We start from the raw sequence: 15,867 nt of genomic DNA, 5'->3' as shown, positions 1-15,867 counted from the left end.
ACAAAACTTTAGAGCTTTTAAGCTCAATTAGAGCAAAGCACATTAAAACAAACGTGTCGGTTCACCTAAGTAATAACCTTGCAGATAGTCCACACCCATGTCCTGAGCAATATCACACACCTCTTTGTTATGCACGAACTCCGCGACGGTCTTAGCATTAAATACCTGACACAAACGCACCAACTGCGAGGCAATCTTGCGCTGCTTTTGGTCTTTGTCGATGTAGCGAATCAAACTGCCATCAAGCTTAATCACTTCTGGCTCTAACTTGAGGATCTCATCAATATTGGAGTAACCCGAACCAAAGTCGTCGACAATGATACGTGCTCCTAGGCTTCTAAAGTGGCTGCACACCTCAATCATCCTTCCGTAATCTTTGATTTGCTCTGATTCCAACACTTCTAATCCAATCCGTCTTGGGTCGTTCAGTTGGGTAATGGCATGTTCAAGCAACATCAAGGTTTTATCGCTGAGTAAATCCTGAGGTGACAAATTAATTGAGAAGTCACCATGCTGGTCTTGCATGTAGTTGAGCGTTGAACGAATCATGTGACGGCTCAAACGCGTGTACAAATGCGTATCAGAAATGATGGGTAAGAAACGCCCCGGCGCAATGATGCTGCCATCCTCTTCCATGATGCGTACCAAACACTCTTGGCTCGCAGGACGATGGTTATAAGCGTGCACAATTGGCTGACTGTAGGTGATGATGTTCTGCTTGAGGATGGCGCGGCTCACACAGCTTAGCCAACCCAACTGCTCTTTTCGCACATCTTCATTGACCTCAATATCTTTGGCATTACAGATGTGCGTATTACTGCGCACCCCTGCTCTTCGTGCTTCAATGCCTTTGAGGAGCAATTCATCCGGCGATGCCGTTGGGAAATCACGACGGCTAACCAAGCCACCGCACAATGAAATCGAAAGGTAATCAATGTCTCGTAAGCCACTTGGTTCAAAGTTGGTTTGCTCGACCGCGTCGGCAAAGCGAGTAAAGTGTTGCTTGATCGCTTCACTACTGGTGTCAGCTTTAAATAAGAACGCCCACTCACCAACACCAATGCTATAAAGTTGCAGCGCAGCCGGTTTACCAAGGCGTTTACGTAGGCGATTGCTGAAGTGCATCGACAAGTCTTTCAACAGTTGATCGCCAACGCGATAGCCGTACTTTTCGTTAATGTGGCTAAAGTTAAGCAGTTTGAGCGTCAGTAAATGCTCATCGGTATCAATGCTGACCAAACGCTCTTGCAGCGCAACGCGGTTTTGTAATCCTGTACGACTATCTCGGCGGAAGCTCTGTTCTAGCTTTTTCGCTTGGCGGTCGAGTTGATAGCCCATGTGAGTATTCATGTTGTTTAGATCGCCAATCGCATTGCGAATCAGACTAAACAAGGGAGAGATAGAAGTGCTCACTTCTTGCTGTGGCATGTTAAGCGCGGTAACTTCATCCCCTTCACGCATCGCCAAGTAAGTCAGGCTATGGTGCAGAATTTCTTGTTGGTGATTCTCGCCGTACAACTCGCCCATGCAGTAACTGCCCGACGTGTGGGAAATGTCCGTGAAGGCGCGAACTTCATCGCTGCTATCAATAAAATCAAGTCTCGATGCGCAGTTATAAATCATCACTGCTTCAGGCTGATGCATGGAAAGCTCCACCACCCCATGGCGAACTTGCTCAAGCGTTAACGAAGGATGGTTGTAACAAAACTGCACTTCATCACCCAAACACCAAGGGCGATCAAAGCTCATGCTGCCGTCGGGATGGATTTCCGTCACGGCACACACCTCTTTGCGCCCAATGGATTCTCGATAAAGTGGGAAATTCAGCAGTTGATTAAGCGTCAGGTCGTGCCCATCAGCAAGGTAATGTTTGTACACTTCCAGCGCTTTACGCTCCCCCAAACGATACAAACGCGTCCCTTTGGCGTGAGTAACCTTGTGCGGCATGCCAATCGGGTTCCACTCAGAATACGCGCTCGTCCATGTTTTCAAGGTATCGCTGTGCAAGGCAACCGCGACAACCGCTTCGTCATAAACTTGGTCTTGATGCAGAACCCAACAGCCGTCATCGATGGTTTGAGCCAAGCCGCCAGAAACCTTCGGACCGTCGGCATCAAATACGCGATACACCGGATAATCACGGCGTTCGATTTGGACAGAAAAGCTAATAATGGCTTTGGAGTTATCTTGTAGCTGTAAAGCTTGCTTGAGATCGTAGCCATCGATATCTGGCGAGAAGGAATAATGCTGAACCGCAGACGTGAGCGTGGTTTGCTCAAACTCCATCACACACACTAAGCAACCATGGTTAATGATTTCACCTTCCAAGATAACGTGACGAGTGCTGTGACCTATGATGTGCGTGTTGGGTAATCTTTCGAGTATTGCCCGTGCGAGCGAGACGGCGGAGTCGCGTGATTGGGTGGATAAGAGTTGCACCAGATAACGTTTATCTGCACAACACTGAGAAGTGACTAAAAAGTCATTAAGCTGATCCACATTTTGAACCAGTTGAGAGAATGCTCGCATTTACCCTACCACTGCCGTCATCAAGCCACACCACATGAAAGTGGTTTTATTATTTTACTTTGATGAGAGTAATTTACGTGGCTTTAGGCGGCTTTTCTAGGGTCAGAATTAAGATTGAATGGATTAATGCGAAAGCGATTACAAAAGCGCGAGTAACGACTGCAAGTTATTGATTTCAATGTCAGGTAACGTTCGCGTTTTTGCCTGAGTAATGACATTTTTATTCATATCATTAAACCAGCATGCGGCAAAACCCGCGAGTTTCGCGCCTTGAACATCTGTTACTAAGTGGTCACCGACATGAAGAATATGTTCACTTGGCAAATCCAGAAACCGCTGTGCTTTACTGAACATATCCGGCGCCGGCTTCGCACGACCATCCGGCCCTGCTTTCAGTACTTGTTGGAAATAAGGCGTTAGACCAATTCGATCTAAATCCACATTGCCGTTGGTGATTGCTACCAGCGGGATTTCTTGCCCCAGTTCAGCAAGTACATCGAGGCTTTGCTGTGGTACTTCAAAACGGTTACGCCAATCTAAAGCAACCTCTACTGCGGCTTGCGCTGCGGCATGGGACGCTTCGTTATCGTAACCCACTTGGGAGAAGGCTTGCTTGAGCTGCATTAAACGCCACAAAGTGACGTCACTCTTCAGCTCAGGTTGTAGCTGCACGACACGTTGCTTGAGTGCAAACCAATCGGCTTTATCCATATGAGCGACCGCCGGATGATAGTGTTGAAGCCAAGATAATAACTCACGCTCCATACGAACTATCACTGGGTAGTTGTCATAGAGAGTGTCATCAAGGTCAAACGTCATCGCCTTTACAGGCGCAATACGGCGGTAGAATTTCATGGGATTCCTTGATTAATCCGACTTGTCGTCGTTTCTCTTACGCGCTCTTGGATGCGCCTGATCATAAGCTTGCGCTAAATGTTGGAAATCCAAGTGGGTATAGATTTGGGTGGTGGAGATGTTTTCGTGCCCCAATAACTCTTGCACCGCACGTAAGTTATTGCTCGATTCCAACATGTGGGTCGCAAACGAGTGACGCAGTTTGTGCGGGCTGATGTGGCTCGCGACAGATTGCTTCTGCCCCCACTCCGCCATGCGCTTTTGCACGCTGCGATGCGAGATTCGCGTACCCAGCTTAGACACAAACAACGCTGGCTCACCCGGCGCAGCTAAATCACCACGCACACGCAACCACTTACCGACCCATTCTGTTGCCATACCAGAGAACGGGACTTTACGTTCTTTGTCGCCTTTACCAATCACACGCAACTCTCCACTGCGCAATTGAACATGACGAACATCAATGCTGACCAACTCGGCCAAACGCAGACCAGCGCCGTACATTAGCTCCATCATGGCGCGATCGCGCACCGCTAACGGGTCGTCCTCGTTAACTTCAAGCAATTGGTTTACTTCATCCACATCGAGGTTCTTTGGTAGTGGACGTTTCTTACGTGGCGCCGAAACCCCTTTGGCTGGGTTCGCTGACATTTCTCCACGTAGGATCAGGAAATCGAAAAAGCTGCGTAGAGAAGATAAGCGCGTCGCTAAGCTGCTGGCTTTCATGCCTTCACGCATGCCTTTACCTGCCAATTGACGCACCCAACCCGCATCGACTTGCGACCAATCTTTCAACCCCATCTCAGCCAAGTGGTGAGCCATGGTTTCCAATTGTTGTTTGTAGTTGCGTTGGGTGTGCAGGCTAAGCCCCTTTTCGCTTCGCAGGAACTCGTAGAAGCGTTCAAGAGGCTTTTGAAGACTATTTGGCAGAGGAGTGTTGGGAGTTGTCGTCATGGTGACTTTGCCATACCAATGTTTGAGCGAGATGTGCCACTACTAATGATAGGTGACGCAAAAACAAGGTGTCCATATCTGGTTGGAAGTGACCACCATCTTCACTAGAAAAAGCGAGCACACCAAGTGTCTGCTTTTTCACGAGTGGCAACACCACATAGGAACCCATTTCTGGAACATCCATATTCCCAAACAACGCCTCGCGATCCACTTTACGTAAACGGCCTAAGTAAGCGTCTTTTCCGTTTAAGTGATTGGTAGCAAAACGTTGGTAGCTTTCCTTACTCAATTGAGTCGCAGCATCACACTGGCTCAATAGGCGCACATACGCCTTCAAACCAAGATCTTTGGCTTTGAGTTCAATGGCATTGATGACCTGCTTGAAGTCACCGCACTTGAGGATTTGCCCTTGCAAATCCATGAATTCGTAGAAGGTACGATCGTTATTTGCCGCCAACGACATCAGTGTCGTGATCTCTTCTTCCAGTTCTTCAATACGCTGACGCTGACGGTTCATTTGAATATGAACCAAAGAAACTGTGCCCAAATCAACATGCGGCATCGATAAACGGTCGATCAGTTCAGGACGCTGAACAAAGAAATCTGGATGGTCTTTTAAGTACTGCGCAACGACTTCCGCCGTCAGAGCATCCGCTTCAACTTCTGAGACTTGACTCTCTTGCTCTTCAACTAGCACGACAATTGACCATCAAATACGTGCGTTGCAGGACCGGTCATAAATAATGGTTTGCCTGGCCCTTGCCAAGAGATGCGTAGGTCACCACCCGGAAGGGAAACTTTCACGTTCTCGTCCAGAAGACCTTGCAAAATGCCAACCGCAACGGCACCACAAGCCCCACTACCACAAGCTTGGGTTTCACCCGCACCACGTTCATACACACGCAAACGGATGTTGTTGCGATCCACTACCTGCATAAAGCCTGCATTCACACGCTCAGGGAAGCGTTCATGTGACTCAAGCAATGGACCAAGCGCTTCCACCTCAGCCGTATCAACATCATCAACCACCGTCACAACATGAGGGTTGCCCATGCTTACGGCACCGCAGAACAAGGTTTTTTCACCTGCTCGCATGATGTAGGTTTTCTCTTTTTGCTTCGCTTTGAAAGGGATCTTGCTTGGTTCAAATTCAGGCACGCCCATATTTACCGTTACATCACCATCGTCTTCAACATCAAGAATCATCTTACCTTTCTTGGTACTAACACTAATGCTGTATCGATTGGTCAGTCCTTTCAAACGCACAAAACGCGCAAAACAACGAGCGCCATTACCACACTGCTCAACTTCACTACCATCGGCATTAAAAATGCGGTAGTGGAAGTCGGTTTCTGGATCATACGGCGCTTCAACCACGAGCAGTTGGTCAAAGCCAACGCCCGTGTGACGATCCGCCAAACGACGGATCAAGTCTTGGGAGAAAAACACGTTTTGGGTAATGCAGTCGACGACCATAAAGTCGTTGCCCAAACCGTGCATTTTGGAAAAGTGGAAATGCATTTGTTGTGTGTTACTCCGGTAGAATCTGTTCCAGCTGCCACAAACTGGTCAGCTCCTCACGCTGGCGAACAAGATGGCTTTGGTTACCATCCACCATTACTTCCGCCGCTCGGGTACGCGTATTGTAGTTCGAAGACATCACAAAACCATAGGCGCCAGCAGAGCGAACCGCGAGTAGATCACCTTCTTGCAGTACTAGTGCTCGATCTTTGCCCAAGAAATCGCCAGTTTCACAGATAGGCCCCACCAAATCGTAAGTTTGTGCTTCACCTGCTCGTGGTGAGACTGGCACGATATCTTGCCATGCTTGGTAAAGTGCTGGACGCATCAAATCGTTCATTGCCGCATCAATAATGGCAAAGTTTTTGTGCTCAGTGTGTTTTAGGAATTCCACGCGCGTTAACAAAATACCCGCATTCGCTGCAATCGCACGACCTGGTTCGAAGATCAGCTCTAGCTCTTGGTGGTTCTCTAATCGGCTTAGCAACGCTTTCGCGTAATCCGAAGGCTGTGGTGGCAATTCATCGCGATATACCACGCCTAGACCACCACCAACGTCCAGATGACGGATGTTGATGCCTTGTGCTTTCAGGTCATCAATCAGAGCCAATAGACGGTCTGTAGCGTCAATGAAAGGTTCAATCTCAGTCAGCTGAGAACCAATGTGGCAGTCGATGCCTTGCACATTGAGATTTGGTAGGCTCTGAGCAAATTTATATACTGCCGGAGCACGGTCAAAAGCGATGCCAAACTTGTTGTCACGCAGACCAGTCGAAATGTAAGGATGCGTTTTTGCATCTACGTCAGGGTTAATTCGTAGAGAAATCGGTGCAACCACACCTAGCTCGCCCGCGACTTTGTTCAAGCGCTCTAGCTCAGGTTCTGATTCCACGTTGAAGCATTTAATACCCAACTCCAGTGCGCGTTTCATTTCTGCCGGCGTTTTACCAACGCCTGAGAACACAACCTTCTTCGCATCACCGCCAGCCGCGATAACACGCTCAAGCTCACCACCCGATACAATATCAAAGCCTGAGCCTAAGCGAGCCAGTGCATTCAATACGCCAAGGTTGGAGTTTGCTTTTACTGCATAACAAACAAGATGAGGATGCTGACCCACAGCGCTATCAAACGCATTCCAGTGACGCTCTAGCGTTGCACGTGAGTAAACATAAAGAGGAGTGCCATGCTGCTCGGCAAGATCGTGGAGTGAGACGTCTTCGGCCCAAAGCTGGCCATCATCCTGATAGTTGAAGTAATCCAAAATTCGCTTCCCTTAATTAATTCGACTGCTAAACCCTGTTTTCACCCTAAGGTGTGGCTGATTATTGTGACTGCTCGTTTTGTTGAGCGTCATCTGGGATGTAAAGTGAGCCTGATTGGCCGCAACCGGCCAGTGTCGCTGCAACCATCACAAACAACACAGTAAGTAGTTTTTTCATTTTGCATATCGTGATTATTAAACCAATGCCCCCTATAATCGCACCACACTCAGGAAAAGCAATAGGATAGACGGATGAACGATACTGAATTTCATCAACTGGTGGACGCACAGATGCAAATCATCGAAGAATCCATCGATGAATCAGGCGCAGACATTGATTACGAAGTCACTGGCAACGTAATGACATTAGAATTTGAAGACCGCAGCCAAATCATCATTAACCGCCAAGAACCAATGCATGAGATTTGGTTAGCGTCGAAATCTGGTGGCTTCCATTTCAAGCTACTCGAGAACAAATGGACTTGCTCAAAAACAGGCATGGAACTGTTTGAAATGGTGAAAGAAGAGTGTGAAAAGCACGCTGGCGAAACCATTGATTGGCCATAAGCCAAATGAGTATTTGTGACGACCAGTCACCTAAACAAAAAAAGAGCACCGAGGTGCTCTTTTTATTATTCGTTTTACGCATTTACCGCTTTAGTTGGACGAGTTGGCGTACAGCCATCATTACGGTAAGGGATAATGTAGGTATTCCCTTCTTCCGGATGAATGATTTGGTAGTACTGCGGCAAATTAAAGTTAATGAACTTTGACGATACACGACTGTCATCTTTCACCGAGGTGTAGAAGCTGTTCACTGACGCAATCATTTCATCTTTCGAACCACTGAATTGGTGGTAAACCTCAACTTGGTTTGACTCATCTAATACGTAGATGTTGAAACCATCGTCAGTGTCTTCAAAGAAGAACTGCACTAAACCTTCACTCGCAAAGCCATCTACGACTTCTGGTAGCTGGTACTCTTGCTCACGATCCAGCATCAACAGCGGCGAACCTTTCAGCTTGTTGGTTGAAATGCTGCGGTAGAAATCAACTGAGTTCTCGAGTTTCTGAACCGATACGCCACGACGCTCAAAGAACAAACCATAAGTTTGGTTGGCAAGACGTATGGCTTTAAAGCGACGGCGTTTCTCTTGCTCAACAGGCTTCAAACGTAAGTCGATACACTCAGCTAATAGTTGGTAAACCATATTACGCATCACGCCACGCATGTTCTTCGCGTAACAGAATACATCCACCGACTCTGGCGGAATCGCGTCTTGGTGCATTTTGCCAAGAATGGTCTTCAATGCATCCAACATCGCGGTTTCACCTTTGAAGTGCAGTGTACGCACTTCGTGCCATGAGTTGCGATAAACTAAATCAACACTGCCGACCAAGTTAATTTGTTCAGGACCAAAGCTGAAGATATCGGTGTTCTTCACATCCACTTTGAGTGAGCGGCCAGACAGCTCTGCCGTTGGGTCATTTTCAAAGTTGATGAACATCGCCATCTGACTAATTTCACACGGACTACCCAACGCTTGCATGGTTGGGCGACGCTTGCGTAACGAGAAGGTGTTACGTAGGTCACTCACCATTTGGTAGAACTTATCGATGTCTAACTGCGCCTCACGCACCACCGCGTGCAAACGCGTTGACTCGGTAATCAAACCGTTGAAGAACGCCCAAGAAACCAACTTACTCAAATACTCATGGTGCTCAAGGCAAGGCTGACCAAGAATACGGTGTGCAATCAAAGGCTGCTTGTATAAGTACCAACCTGACTTGTTCACTCCACCTTCTTTTACTTCGATGAAACTCAAGTCTGGCTCATGAAGATCTGGAGAGATCTGCGGGTTAAGTAAGGTAACTTTGCCCGGCAGGACTTCAAATGCCGCGTACAGCTTACGCGCAAGAATGCTGATATCTTGCGGGCTGATCGCAGAGGTAATATCGTTTCGACGCGCAAACTGAATCAAGTTACGGTAGCTTTGCATCAAAGCATCCAGTAGCGAATGGTGCACTACTTTCACTTGTTCAACTTTCCAGTTACGGCGGTCATCGAGCTCTGCCAGTACCGATTCATCCCAATGCCATTTCGCAATCATGTCGCTTAAGGCTTCACGGCGCCACGCTACAGAACCTACATCAGGTTCACGAGACAGCTTTTCATGGGTTTTAAGGTAGAAACAGCGGCGAACTAAATCCAAACGTGTGTCGTCTTGGATTCGCTCTAGGTAACGCGTTACTTTCTCTAGCATCAAGTAATATGCATCCATGCCGTACAAGTCAGGCTCATGGGCAAAGAAGCGACGTTTAGTGTCGATGCTAAGAAGCTGTGTGTGCGGGTATTCCCACGAGTAAGCTTCAAGCAAGATCGCTTTCAACACGGATTTGTAAGGAGAATCGATACTCTTATACAGCTGCCACAAGTTCGAGCCAAAGTACTCTTCAGCAGGAATGCGGTTAAGCTGACCAAAGTTGATCCACTCATCACAATTGATATAGCCATCTTTACAAAGCTGTGCAACGTACTCGTCGTAACACTCTTCCATTTCTGGTGGCACGATTTGCCACAACAAACGCTGTCCAGCCAGACGTACTGCAGAACGGTAGAATTCATCCAGCAATAATAAATGCTGAGAAGAACCACAGTTATCGCCAGTCATCTCTTCAGAATGGTTGCTACGAAAACGCTCTTCATCCATTAAGAAGAAGTTCGCTTCCACACCTTGGCTTTGAGCCCAGTCGGTGATCAGCAAGCATTTATTGGTCAGCAGCTCGCGTTGGTCGTTATCCATCTCCGGTGAGATACACACCCAAATATCCAAATCACTTGAAGTACTTTGACCAATAGAAGAGGTACTGCCCATAGTGTACAAACCTAAGATCGCGGGTAGCTCTGCTGTCTTAAGCGCTTGCCCAATCGTCAGTTGAGTATCATCAAGGAATCGTTGTTGGAGTTCGTTCAGCTCTAGACCAAACACACCATAAGGTACGTCAGCATCGTAGTAGCCAGGAATAACAGGATGGTTGTAGTTCAACAAGGCAGGAATCAAGTGGAAGACTTGCTGGCTTTGCGAATCCATAAGCGCCAGCGCACGGTCGATCCGTTGCTGGTTCAGGTTATCTAGTCGCTGAATAAGTTTTTGGGTGTAAGCCTGCAAGGGAAGTTCCTTGGTTGAACAATCACGAAAATCTGCTGATGTTTTAAACCAAAAAGGTCTAAAAACGTGATCAATTTAACACTTTCATCAGAGTTGGTAAAGATTTCCACCCGCAAATAGTTGCGGTTTCAAAACCCCACACTAGTCGCAAAATTGATAGCGCAGTAGTGTCGCTCGTATTCGCCTCTAACTAATAATAGTCCTTAGTCTAAATGAGAATCCAGTCACACTATTTCCATAATGCAATGTAATTCCATTCATGACACCAAGAGAAGCCTAACTAACATTAAGATTTTCAGGCGTTGAGTGTTACGATTAAGCAAAACTTAAACAGCATTGAGAAGACCATGACACAATCCACGCCAATTCGCATTGCAACTCGAAAAAGCCCTCTTGCTCTATGGCAAGCACACTTTGTAAAAGACGCACTTCAAGCCGCTCATCCAGGTCTTGAGGTAGAACTCGTCACTATGGTGACCAAAGGCGACATCATTTTGGATACGCCGCTAGCAAAAGTTGGTGGTAAAGGCTTGTTCGTTAAAGAGTTAGAAGTGGCGATGCTTGAAGGTCGTGCGGACCTTGCGGTGCACTCAATGAAAGATGTACCAGTAGACTTCCCTGAAGGTCTTGGTTTGGTGACGATTTGTGAACGTGAAGACCCACGTGATGCATTCGTTTCTAACACTTACAATAACATTGATGAGCTGCCACAAGGCGCAGTTGTAGGTACTTGTAGCCTGCGTCGTCAGTGTCAGCTAAAAGAATACCGCCCAGACCTAGTTATCAAAGAATTACGTGGCAACGTAGGCACTCGCCTAGGTAAGCTAGATGCAGGGGAATACGACGCCATCATTCTTGCCGCAGCAGGTCTGAAGCGCCTTGAGCTAGAAGAGCGCATTCGTAGCTTTATCGAGCCAGAGCAATCGCTGCCGGCGGTAGGCCAAGGTGCTGTAGGTATTGAGTGTCGTGTGGATGACGAACGTCTACTTAAACTACTTGAGCCACTAAACCACCAAGATACGGCAGATCGCGTACGTTGTGAGCGTGCGATGAACCTGACCCTTGAAGGCGGTTGTCAGGTGCCAATCGGCAGTTACTCACTGCTTGACGGTGACAACATTTGGCTACGCGCACTGGTTGGCGAGCCTGATGGTAGCTTAATTGTACGTGGTGAAATTCGTGGTCACCGCAACGATGCCGAAGCACTAGGCGTTCAATTGGCTAACGAGCTACTTGAAGGCGGTGCACGCGACATACTAACCAAGCTGTACGCAGACCACGAATAATCATGGCAGTGTTGGTCACTCGGCCGGGAGAGCAAGGCATCGCGCTTTGCTCTCTGCTCGAAAGGCACGGCATTACTGCAATCCATCATCCATTGATCGACATCGTTGCCGATCTCAGCGATACGCACCTCTCCAAATACATCGAAAATGCGCAAATTATTATTGCAGTCAGCCAACATGCGGTGCGATGCGCAGAGAAAATCTTAGAGAACAACGCTAAATCATGGCCCAAGCAGGCTATATACCTTGCCGTTGGTCAAAAAACAGCACACTATTTGAGCAAATGCACTCAACAGAAAGTACACTATCCACAAGTCAGTGATAGTGAGCACTTGTTGCAGCTTCCCGAACTAAACAATGTAGAAAAACAAACAGTTCTAATCCTTCGTGGCAACGGAGGAAGGGAACTGATTAAAGATGCATTGGTGAGACGCGGAGCAAAAGTTAACTATAGTGAGACTTATAAGAGAGAATTTATCCCATTCGATCCAGTAAGCTGTGTCTCATTATGGAAAAACCAACAAATCGACCAGATAATCGTCACCAGTGGTGAACAACTGGATTATTTGTGCAACCAATTGACGTCAGAACAATTGGTTTGGCTTAATCAACAAGAGTTGTATATCCCCAGTCAGCGCATCGCTGACATCGCAATTCAAAGGGGCTTCTCTCAGGTCAGATGTACAGGAAGTGCATCCAACCAAGAATTACTGGCTGCTCTCCAGCCCTAGCTACACAGGATATAGGCATGACAAGTAAAAATAACGACCAAAAAAATAACGATAAAAACCTTTCCGAACAAACTGCATCGGCACCGCTAGCTGAAAAAGACACACCGCAACAAGAATCTGAGCCTAAAAAGGTAGACTCAAAGCCTGCTGAACCAACCAAACCAGCAGAACCAAACAAAGTTGAATTTGAAGAGAAGCAAGGCAAACGCGGCGTGAAGCTGGGTACTGTGGCTATCGTCTTATCACTTATTTTTGGTGGTGGTTTGACATACAAAATGCTCGAACAGCAATCAGAATACCAAACTCAGATCGCTCAGCTTCAGAGCCAACTAGAGCAGGCTCAATCAGCAATGAAACAAGAGCTAAACCAAGTAAAAGAAGAAACTATTGAAAAAGCGACGACAGCAACGCACAAAGCTGAAGTGGTTCTTGGTCAGCAACGAAAAAGTATTGAAAGCCTACAATTGGCAGTGGCCGACGTGAAAGGCCGTCGCCCAAACGATTGGCTGTTAGCAGAAGCCGACTATCTAGTAAAACTGGCTGGTCGTAAGCTGTTTTTAGAGCATGATGTAGAAAGTGCTACTCAATTGATGGAAAGCGCAGACCAGCGTATCGCAGCGCTAAACGATCCCAGCCTTGTAGGTTTGCGTAAAGCAATGGCAAACGACATCACTAAACTACGTGTTGTGCCACTAGTTGACCGTGATGGCCTAGTATTGCGTTTAACGGCACTACAACAGCAAGTAGACAAACTGCCTCTCGCAAATGCATTACTACCTGAAGCTGCAGCGGTTGAGAAGCAACAAGTATCAGAAGATATTGCAAACTGGCAAGATAACCTGATGACCTCACTAAAAGACTTCTCAGAGAACTTCATTACCTTCCGTACACGTGATGGCAATGTGATTCCGTTGCTCTCACCACAACAACACTTCTACTTGAAAGAGAACATCAAAGCCAAGATCGAAACAGCGATTAAATCGGTTTACCAAGAACAAGGGGAAATATACACCACCTCTTTGGAAACCGCGGACAAATGGGCAATGGCATTCTTCAACCAAGATGATAATTCAGTTAAAGAGTTCAACAAATCATTGAGCCAGTTGAGTAAACAAGACATCGAAGTTGAATACCCAGCGAAACTAGAAAGTCAAAACCAGCTATCAGATGTCATTCGCGAGCGCTTACGTCGTGAAGTAACCACAATGACAGGTACGGAGGATAAGTAATGGTTCGTCTTATTTTCCTATTTGTTGTTCTTGGTGCCGGTCTATTCGTTGGCACTCAATTCTCAGGCCAACAAGGCTATGTCCTGATCTCAATTGCCAATAAAACCATTGAGATGAGTGTCACTACCCTAGTGATTTTTGTGATTGCCGCACTGGCTGCATTGTTCCTATTGGAATATGTCGTCAAGAAACTGGTTTACGCAAGCTCAAGCACTTGGAACTACTTTAGCGTCCGTAAAATGCGCCGTTCTCGTCGTTACACCAACGAGGGCATCATCAAGCTACTTGAAGGGGACTGGAAAGGTGCCGAGAAGAAAGTGACACGCTGGGCAAACCATCACGACATGCCGTTGCTTTGCTACCTAGTAGCGTCAGAAGCTGCGCAGGGTCAAGGTGACAAAACAAAGCGTGACCAGTACCTAGAGCTAGCAAGCCAACAAGAGAATGCGCACTTAGCAGTAGAGTTGACTCGCGCGAAACAGTTCATTCGTGATAACGAGTTCGAGTCTGCATTCGATACGTTACAAGCACTAAAAGGCCAGTACGCGAATAACTCGATTGTTCTTAACCTGCAAAAGACTACTTACATGCAGCTTAAGCTATGGCAACCACTGATCGATCTAATGCCTCAACTAAGTAAAGCCAAACTGATCACAGAAGAAGAGCAAGCAGGGCTAATTCAGAAAGCTCAATGTGGTTTGCTACACGAAGTGGCTCAGCAACAAGGTAGCGAAGGTCTTATCTCACACTGGAACAGTCTGCCACGTAAGGTAAAACAAGACGCTCACCTGATCGGTTGTTTTGCTCACGAGCTCATCTCACGCAAAGCAGATGCCGAAGCCTTCACTGTGATCAAAGAAGCACTGAAGAAGAGCCCAACACCTGAACTATACCAATTACTGCCAGAGCTAAACCTACCAGATAGCCACCCAGTGATTGTTTTCCTTGAAGGTGTCTTGAAACGTGAACCAGAAAATGCAGCAGCACAAAGTGCATTGGCACACTTCTTCTTCCGCCAAGAGAAATGGCAAGAAGCACAAGAACATTTCGAAGTTGCGCTAAAGCTTCGCTCAGACGTTTCTGACTATGCTTACCTAGCAGACACACTAGAGAAGCAAAACCTAACTAAAGCGGCTCACGAAGTCTCTCGTAAAGCTCTAACGCTAGTTCAAAACAACTAAGCGGCTCAGAAAGTAGAAAGCCGACAGTTTACTGTCGGCTTTTTTATTACCTGCAATTTATCAAAACCCTTCATAGTTTCAACGTGAACGTTCCTCTACCACCTAAAAGCAACGAGACTCCATCACCGATGGCTTTTGTCACTCATACCCACGAGACTTCCTTATCTCATTGATAACCAAGTGAAGCTACTTCAATCATTTTCTGCAAAGCAGATTTGTTGAACCTTAATATCTAGGAAGACAGTTCGACACTCGCAGAACATAACTATATTGGATAGATATAGAGAATATACGAGTACATGAGCTATCTGACGTTATGTACTCAGCTCGATGGAGGAAAGTTCCATACAACGCTTAAATAACGTTTATTGTAAAAGCTAAAGCAAAGTAGTCATATTAATCAGCAGTAAGTCAGAGGCCGCTTAAAAGCGCTAACTCACATTGAAGACAATAGCGAATAGAAACGCACTTCTGTTAACAAAAGCCCTGTATCAATAGGGGTACGACAAGCAGGCTTAACAAACTTCTATAGATATTCAGAGAGTGGTTAGATGTTCTAGAAAGGTTTATTCGGTATTGAATAATAAAAGAGTAATTAACTGTTATCGTTGTTATCGGTGCTAATGTTTGGCTAAGAGGTTAATTCAAATACTTTAAGTTATTTCCAAGCATCAGAAATGAAAAAAGCCTCGCTATTTCTAGCGAGGCTTCTTAATAGTGGCGGAGAGATAGGGATTTGAACCCTAGGTACGCTATTAACGTACGCCGGTTTTCAAGACCGGTGCTTTCAACCACTCAGCCATCTCTCCACAAATTGTTACTAAAACTTAGTCTTACTTAAATAATGCTAAATCTCAGTTTTGCCTTTAGATTTTTTAAAATCTAAAAACAGTAAGCAAGCCTGGCGATGTCCTACTCTCACATGGGGAAACCCCACACTACCATCGGCGCTAATTCGTTTCACTTCTGAGTTCGGAATGGAAGTCAGGTGGGTCCAAATCGCTATGGTCGCCAAGCAAATTCTTTAATCCGGAAAACTGATTTTAAGTTCTATTTATACACATTCAATCGTTCTTGTATTGAGTCCATCAAAACCCCTTGGGTGTTGTATGGTTAAGCCTCACGGGCAATTAGTACAGGTTAGCTC

Annotated in this window: 13 protein-coding genes, 1 tRNA gene and 1 rRNA gene; 5 read left to right on the top strand and 10 right to left on the bottom strand. The window is 46.5% G+C overall.

Translation table 11 applies throughout. From position 1 onward, the window contains the following. Positions 1-42 precede the first annotated feature (42 nt). The 7 genes from OQJ86_RS19540 to lptM all read right to left on the bottom strand — a co-directional run bounded on the left by OQJ86_RS19540 (position 43) and on the right by lptM (position 7,301). Positions 43-2,529, bottom strand: coding sequence for an EAL domain-containing protein (locus tag OQJ86_RS19540; protein WP_104046224.1), 2,487 nt, complete (start codon positions 2,527-2,529; stop codon positions 43-45). Between the two features lie 138 nt (positions 2,530-2,667). Continuing rightward, entirely contained in the window at positions 2,668-3,384 is a 717-nt protein-coding gene (gene yigB / locus OQJ86_RS19535; RefSeq protein WP_038872515.1) for a 5-amino-6-(5-phospho-D-ribitylamino)uracil phosphatase YigB, read from the bottom strand. Positions 3,385-3,396: 12 nt separating this feature from the next. Continuing rightward, positions 3,397-4,338 carry a tyrosine recombinase XerC gene (gene xerC, locus OQJ86_RS19530; protein WP_038881538.1) on the bottom strand — a complete coding sequence of 314 codons (942 nt, stop codon included), beginning with the start codon at positions 4,336-4,338 and terminating at the stop codon, positions 3,397-3,399. Next, the gene (locus OQJ86_RS19525; protein WP_039977283.1) at positions 4,304-5,035 is read right to left on the bottom strand and encodes a DUF484 family protein; all 732 of its coding nucleotides are present in this window, start codon (positions 5,033-5,035) and stop codon (positions 4,304-4,306) included. The genes xerC and OQJ86_RS19525 overlap by 35 nt, the downstream gene beginning before the upstream one ends. Next, positions 5,029-5,859, bottom strand: a complete 831-nt coding sequence (gene dapF, locus OQJ86_RS19520; RefSeq protein ID WP_038872510.1) for a diaminopimelate epimerase — start codon at positions 5,857-5,859, stop codon at positions 5,029-5,031. The genes OQJ86_RS19525 and dapF overlap by 7 nt, the downstream gene beginning before the upstream one ends. 10 nt (positions 5,860-5,869) lie before the next feature. Further along, positions 5,870-7,123 (bottom strand): diaminopimelate decarboxylase, encoded by a 1,254-nt coding sequence (gene lysA / locus OQJ86_RS19515; protein WP_038881541.1) that lies wholly within the window; start codon positions 7,121-7,123, stop codon positions 5,870-5,872. A 61-nt stretch (positions 7,124-7,184) separates the two neighbouring features. Further along, on the bottom strand, positions 7,185-7,301 hold the full coding sequence (gene lptM / locus OQJ86_RS26645; RefSeq protein ID WP_005533626.1) for an LPS translocon maturation chaperone LptM: 117 nt from the start codon (positions 7,299-7,301) through the stop codon (positions 7,185-7,187). Positions 7,302-7,375: 74 nt separating this feature from the next. Here lptM and cyaY point away from each other — a divergent pair, with 74 nt between their 5' ends. Next, the gene (gene cyaY, locus OQJ86_RS19505) at positions 7,376-7,690 is read left to right on the top strand and encodes an iron donor protein CyaY (protein WP_038872506.1); all 315 of its coding nucleotides are present in this window, start codon (positions 7,376-7,378) and stop codon (positions 7,688-7,690) included. A 74-nt stretch (positions 7,691-7,764) separates the two neighbouring features. On the opposite strand, the gene OQJ86_RS19500 is transcribed toward cyaY, so the two are convergent. Beyond that, positions 7,765-10,293: a class I adenylate cyclase gene (locus tag OQJ86_RS19500; protein ID WP_038881543.1), complete on the bottom strand. Its 2,529-nt coding sequence runs from the start codon at positions 10,291-10,293 to the stop codon at positions 7,765-7,767. A gap of 347 nt (positions 10,294-10,640) precedes the next feature. Here OQJ86_RS19500 and hemC point away from each other — a divergent pair, with 347 nt between their 5' ends. Genes hemC through OQJ86_RS19480 form a run of 4 tightly spaced genes read left to right on the top strand, consistent with a single transcriptional unit; the run spans position 10,641 to position 14,720 of the window. Continuing rightward, complete coding sequence (hemC, locus tag OQJ86_RS19495) at positions 10,641-11,579, top strand: hydroxymethylbilane synthase (protein ID WP_038872501.1); 939 nt, start codon at positions 10,641-10,643, stop codon at positions 11,577-11,579. 2 nt (positions 11,580-11,581) lie between these two features. Beyond that, on the top strand, positions 11,582-12,310 hold the full coding sequence (locus tag OQJ86_RS19490) for a uroporphyrinogen-III synthase (protein ID WP_265989529.1): 729 nt from the start codon (positions 11,582-11,584) through the stop codon (positions 12,308-12,310). 17 nt (positions 12,311-12,327) lie between these two features. Continuing rightward, entirely contained in the window at positions 12,328-13,539 is a 1,212-nt protein-coding gene (locus OQJ86_RS19485) for a uroporphyrinogen-III C-methyltransferase (protein ID WP_038872495.1), read from the top strand. Then, on the top strand, positions 13,539-14,720 hold the full coding sequence (locus tag OQJ86_RS19480; protein WP_038881550.1) for a heme biosynthesis protein HemY: 1,182 nt from the start codon (positions 13,539-13,541) through the stop codon (positions 14,718-14,720). Before OQJ86_RS19485 ends, OQJ86_RS19480 begins: the two co-directional genes overlap by 1 nt. 718 nt (positions 14,721-15,438) lie before the next feature. Here the strand turns inward: OQJ86_RS19480 and OQJ86_RS19475 are convergent. Continuing rightward, positions 15,439-15,529 (bottom strand) — tRNA-Ser (locus OQJ86_RS19475). A 90-nt stretch (positions 15,530-15,619) separates the two neighbouring features. Then, positions 15,620-15,736, bottom strand: a 5S ribosomal RNA gene (rrf, locus tag OQJ86_RS19470). Positions 15,737-15,867 lie beyond the last annotated feature (131 nt).

Source organism: Vibrio sp. Sgm 5 (assembly GCF_026241575.1).
Lineage (GTDB): Bacteria > Pseudomonadota > Gammaproteobacteria > Enterobacterales > Vibrionaceae > Vibrio > Vibrio jasicida.
Note: the sequence above shows the minus strand (reverse complement) of the source record. Positions and strands in the feature narration are given on the sequence as shown.

Excerpts from the sequence above, each read along its gene's own strand:
- xerC (WP_038881538.1), bottom strand. The coding sequence starts at position 4,338 with ATGACGACAACTCCCAACACTCCTCTGCCAAATAGTCTTCAAAAGCCT.
- OQJ86_RS19490 (WP_265989529.1), top strand. The coding sequence starts at position 11,582 with ATGGCAGTGTTGGTCACTCGGCCGGGAGAGCAAGGCATCGCGCTTTGC.
- OQJ86_RS19540 (WP_104046224.1), bottom strand. The coding sequence starts at position 2,529 with ATGCGAGCATTCTCTCAACTGGTTCAAAATGTGGATCAGCTTAATGAC.
- hemC (WP_038872501.1), top strand. The coding sequence starts at position 10,641 with ATGACACAATCCACGCCAATTCGCATTGCAACTCGAAAAAGCCCTCTT.
- OQJ86_RS19480 (WP_038881550.1), top strand. The coding sequence starts at position 13,539 with ATGGTTCGTCTTATTTTCCTATTTGTTGTTCTTGGTGCCGGTCTATTC.
- OQJ86_RS19485 (WP_038872495.1), top strand. The coding sequence starts at position 12,328 with ATGACAAGTAAAAATAACGACCAAAAAAATAACGATAAAAACCTTTCC.
- dapF (WP_038872510.1), bottom strand. The coding sequence starts at position 5,859 with ATGCATTTCCACTTTTCCAAAATGCACGGTTTGGGCAACGACTTTATG.
- yigB (WP_038872515.1), bottom strand. The coding sequence starts at position 3,384 with ATGAAATTCTACCGCCGTATTGCGCCTGTAAAGGCGATGACGTTTGAC.
- lptM (WP_005533626.1), bottom strand. The coding sequence starts at position 7,301 with ATGAAAAAACTACTTACTGTGTTGTTTGTGATGGTTGCAGCGACACTG.
- cyaY (WP_038872506.1), top strand. The coding sequence starts at position 7,376 with ATGAACGATACTGAATTTCATCAACTGGTGGACGCACAGATGCAAATC.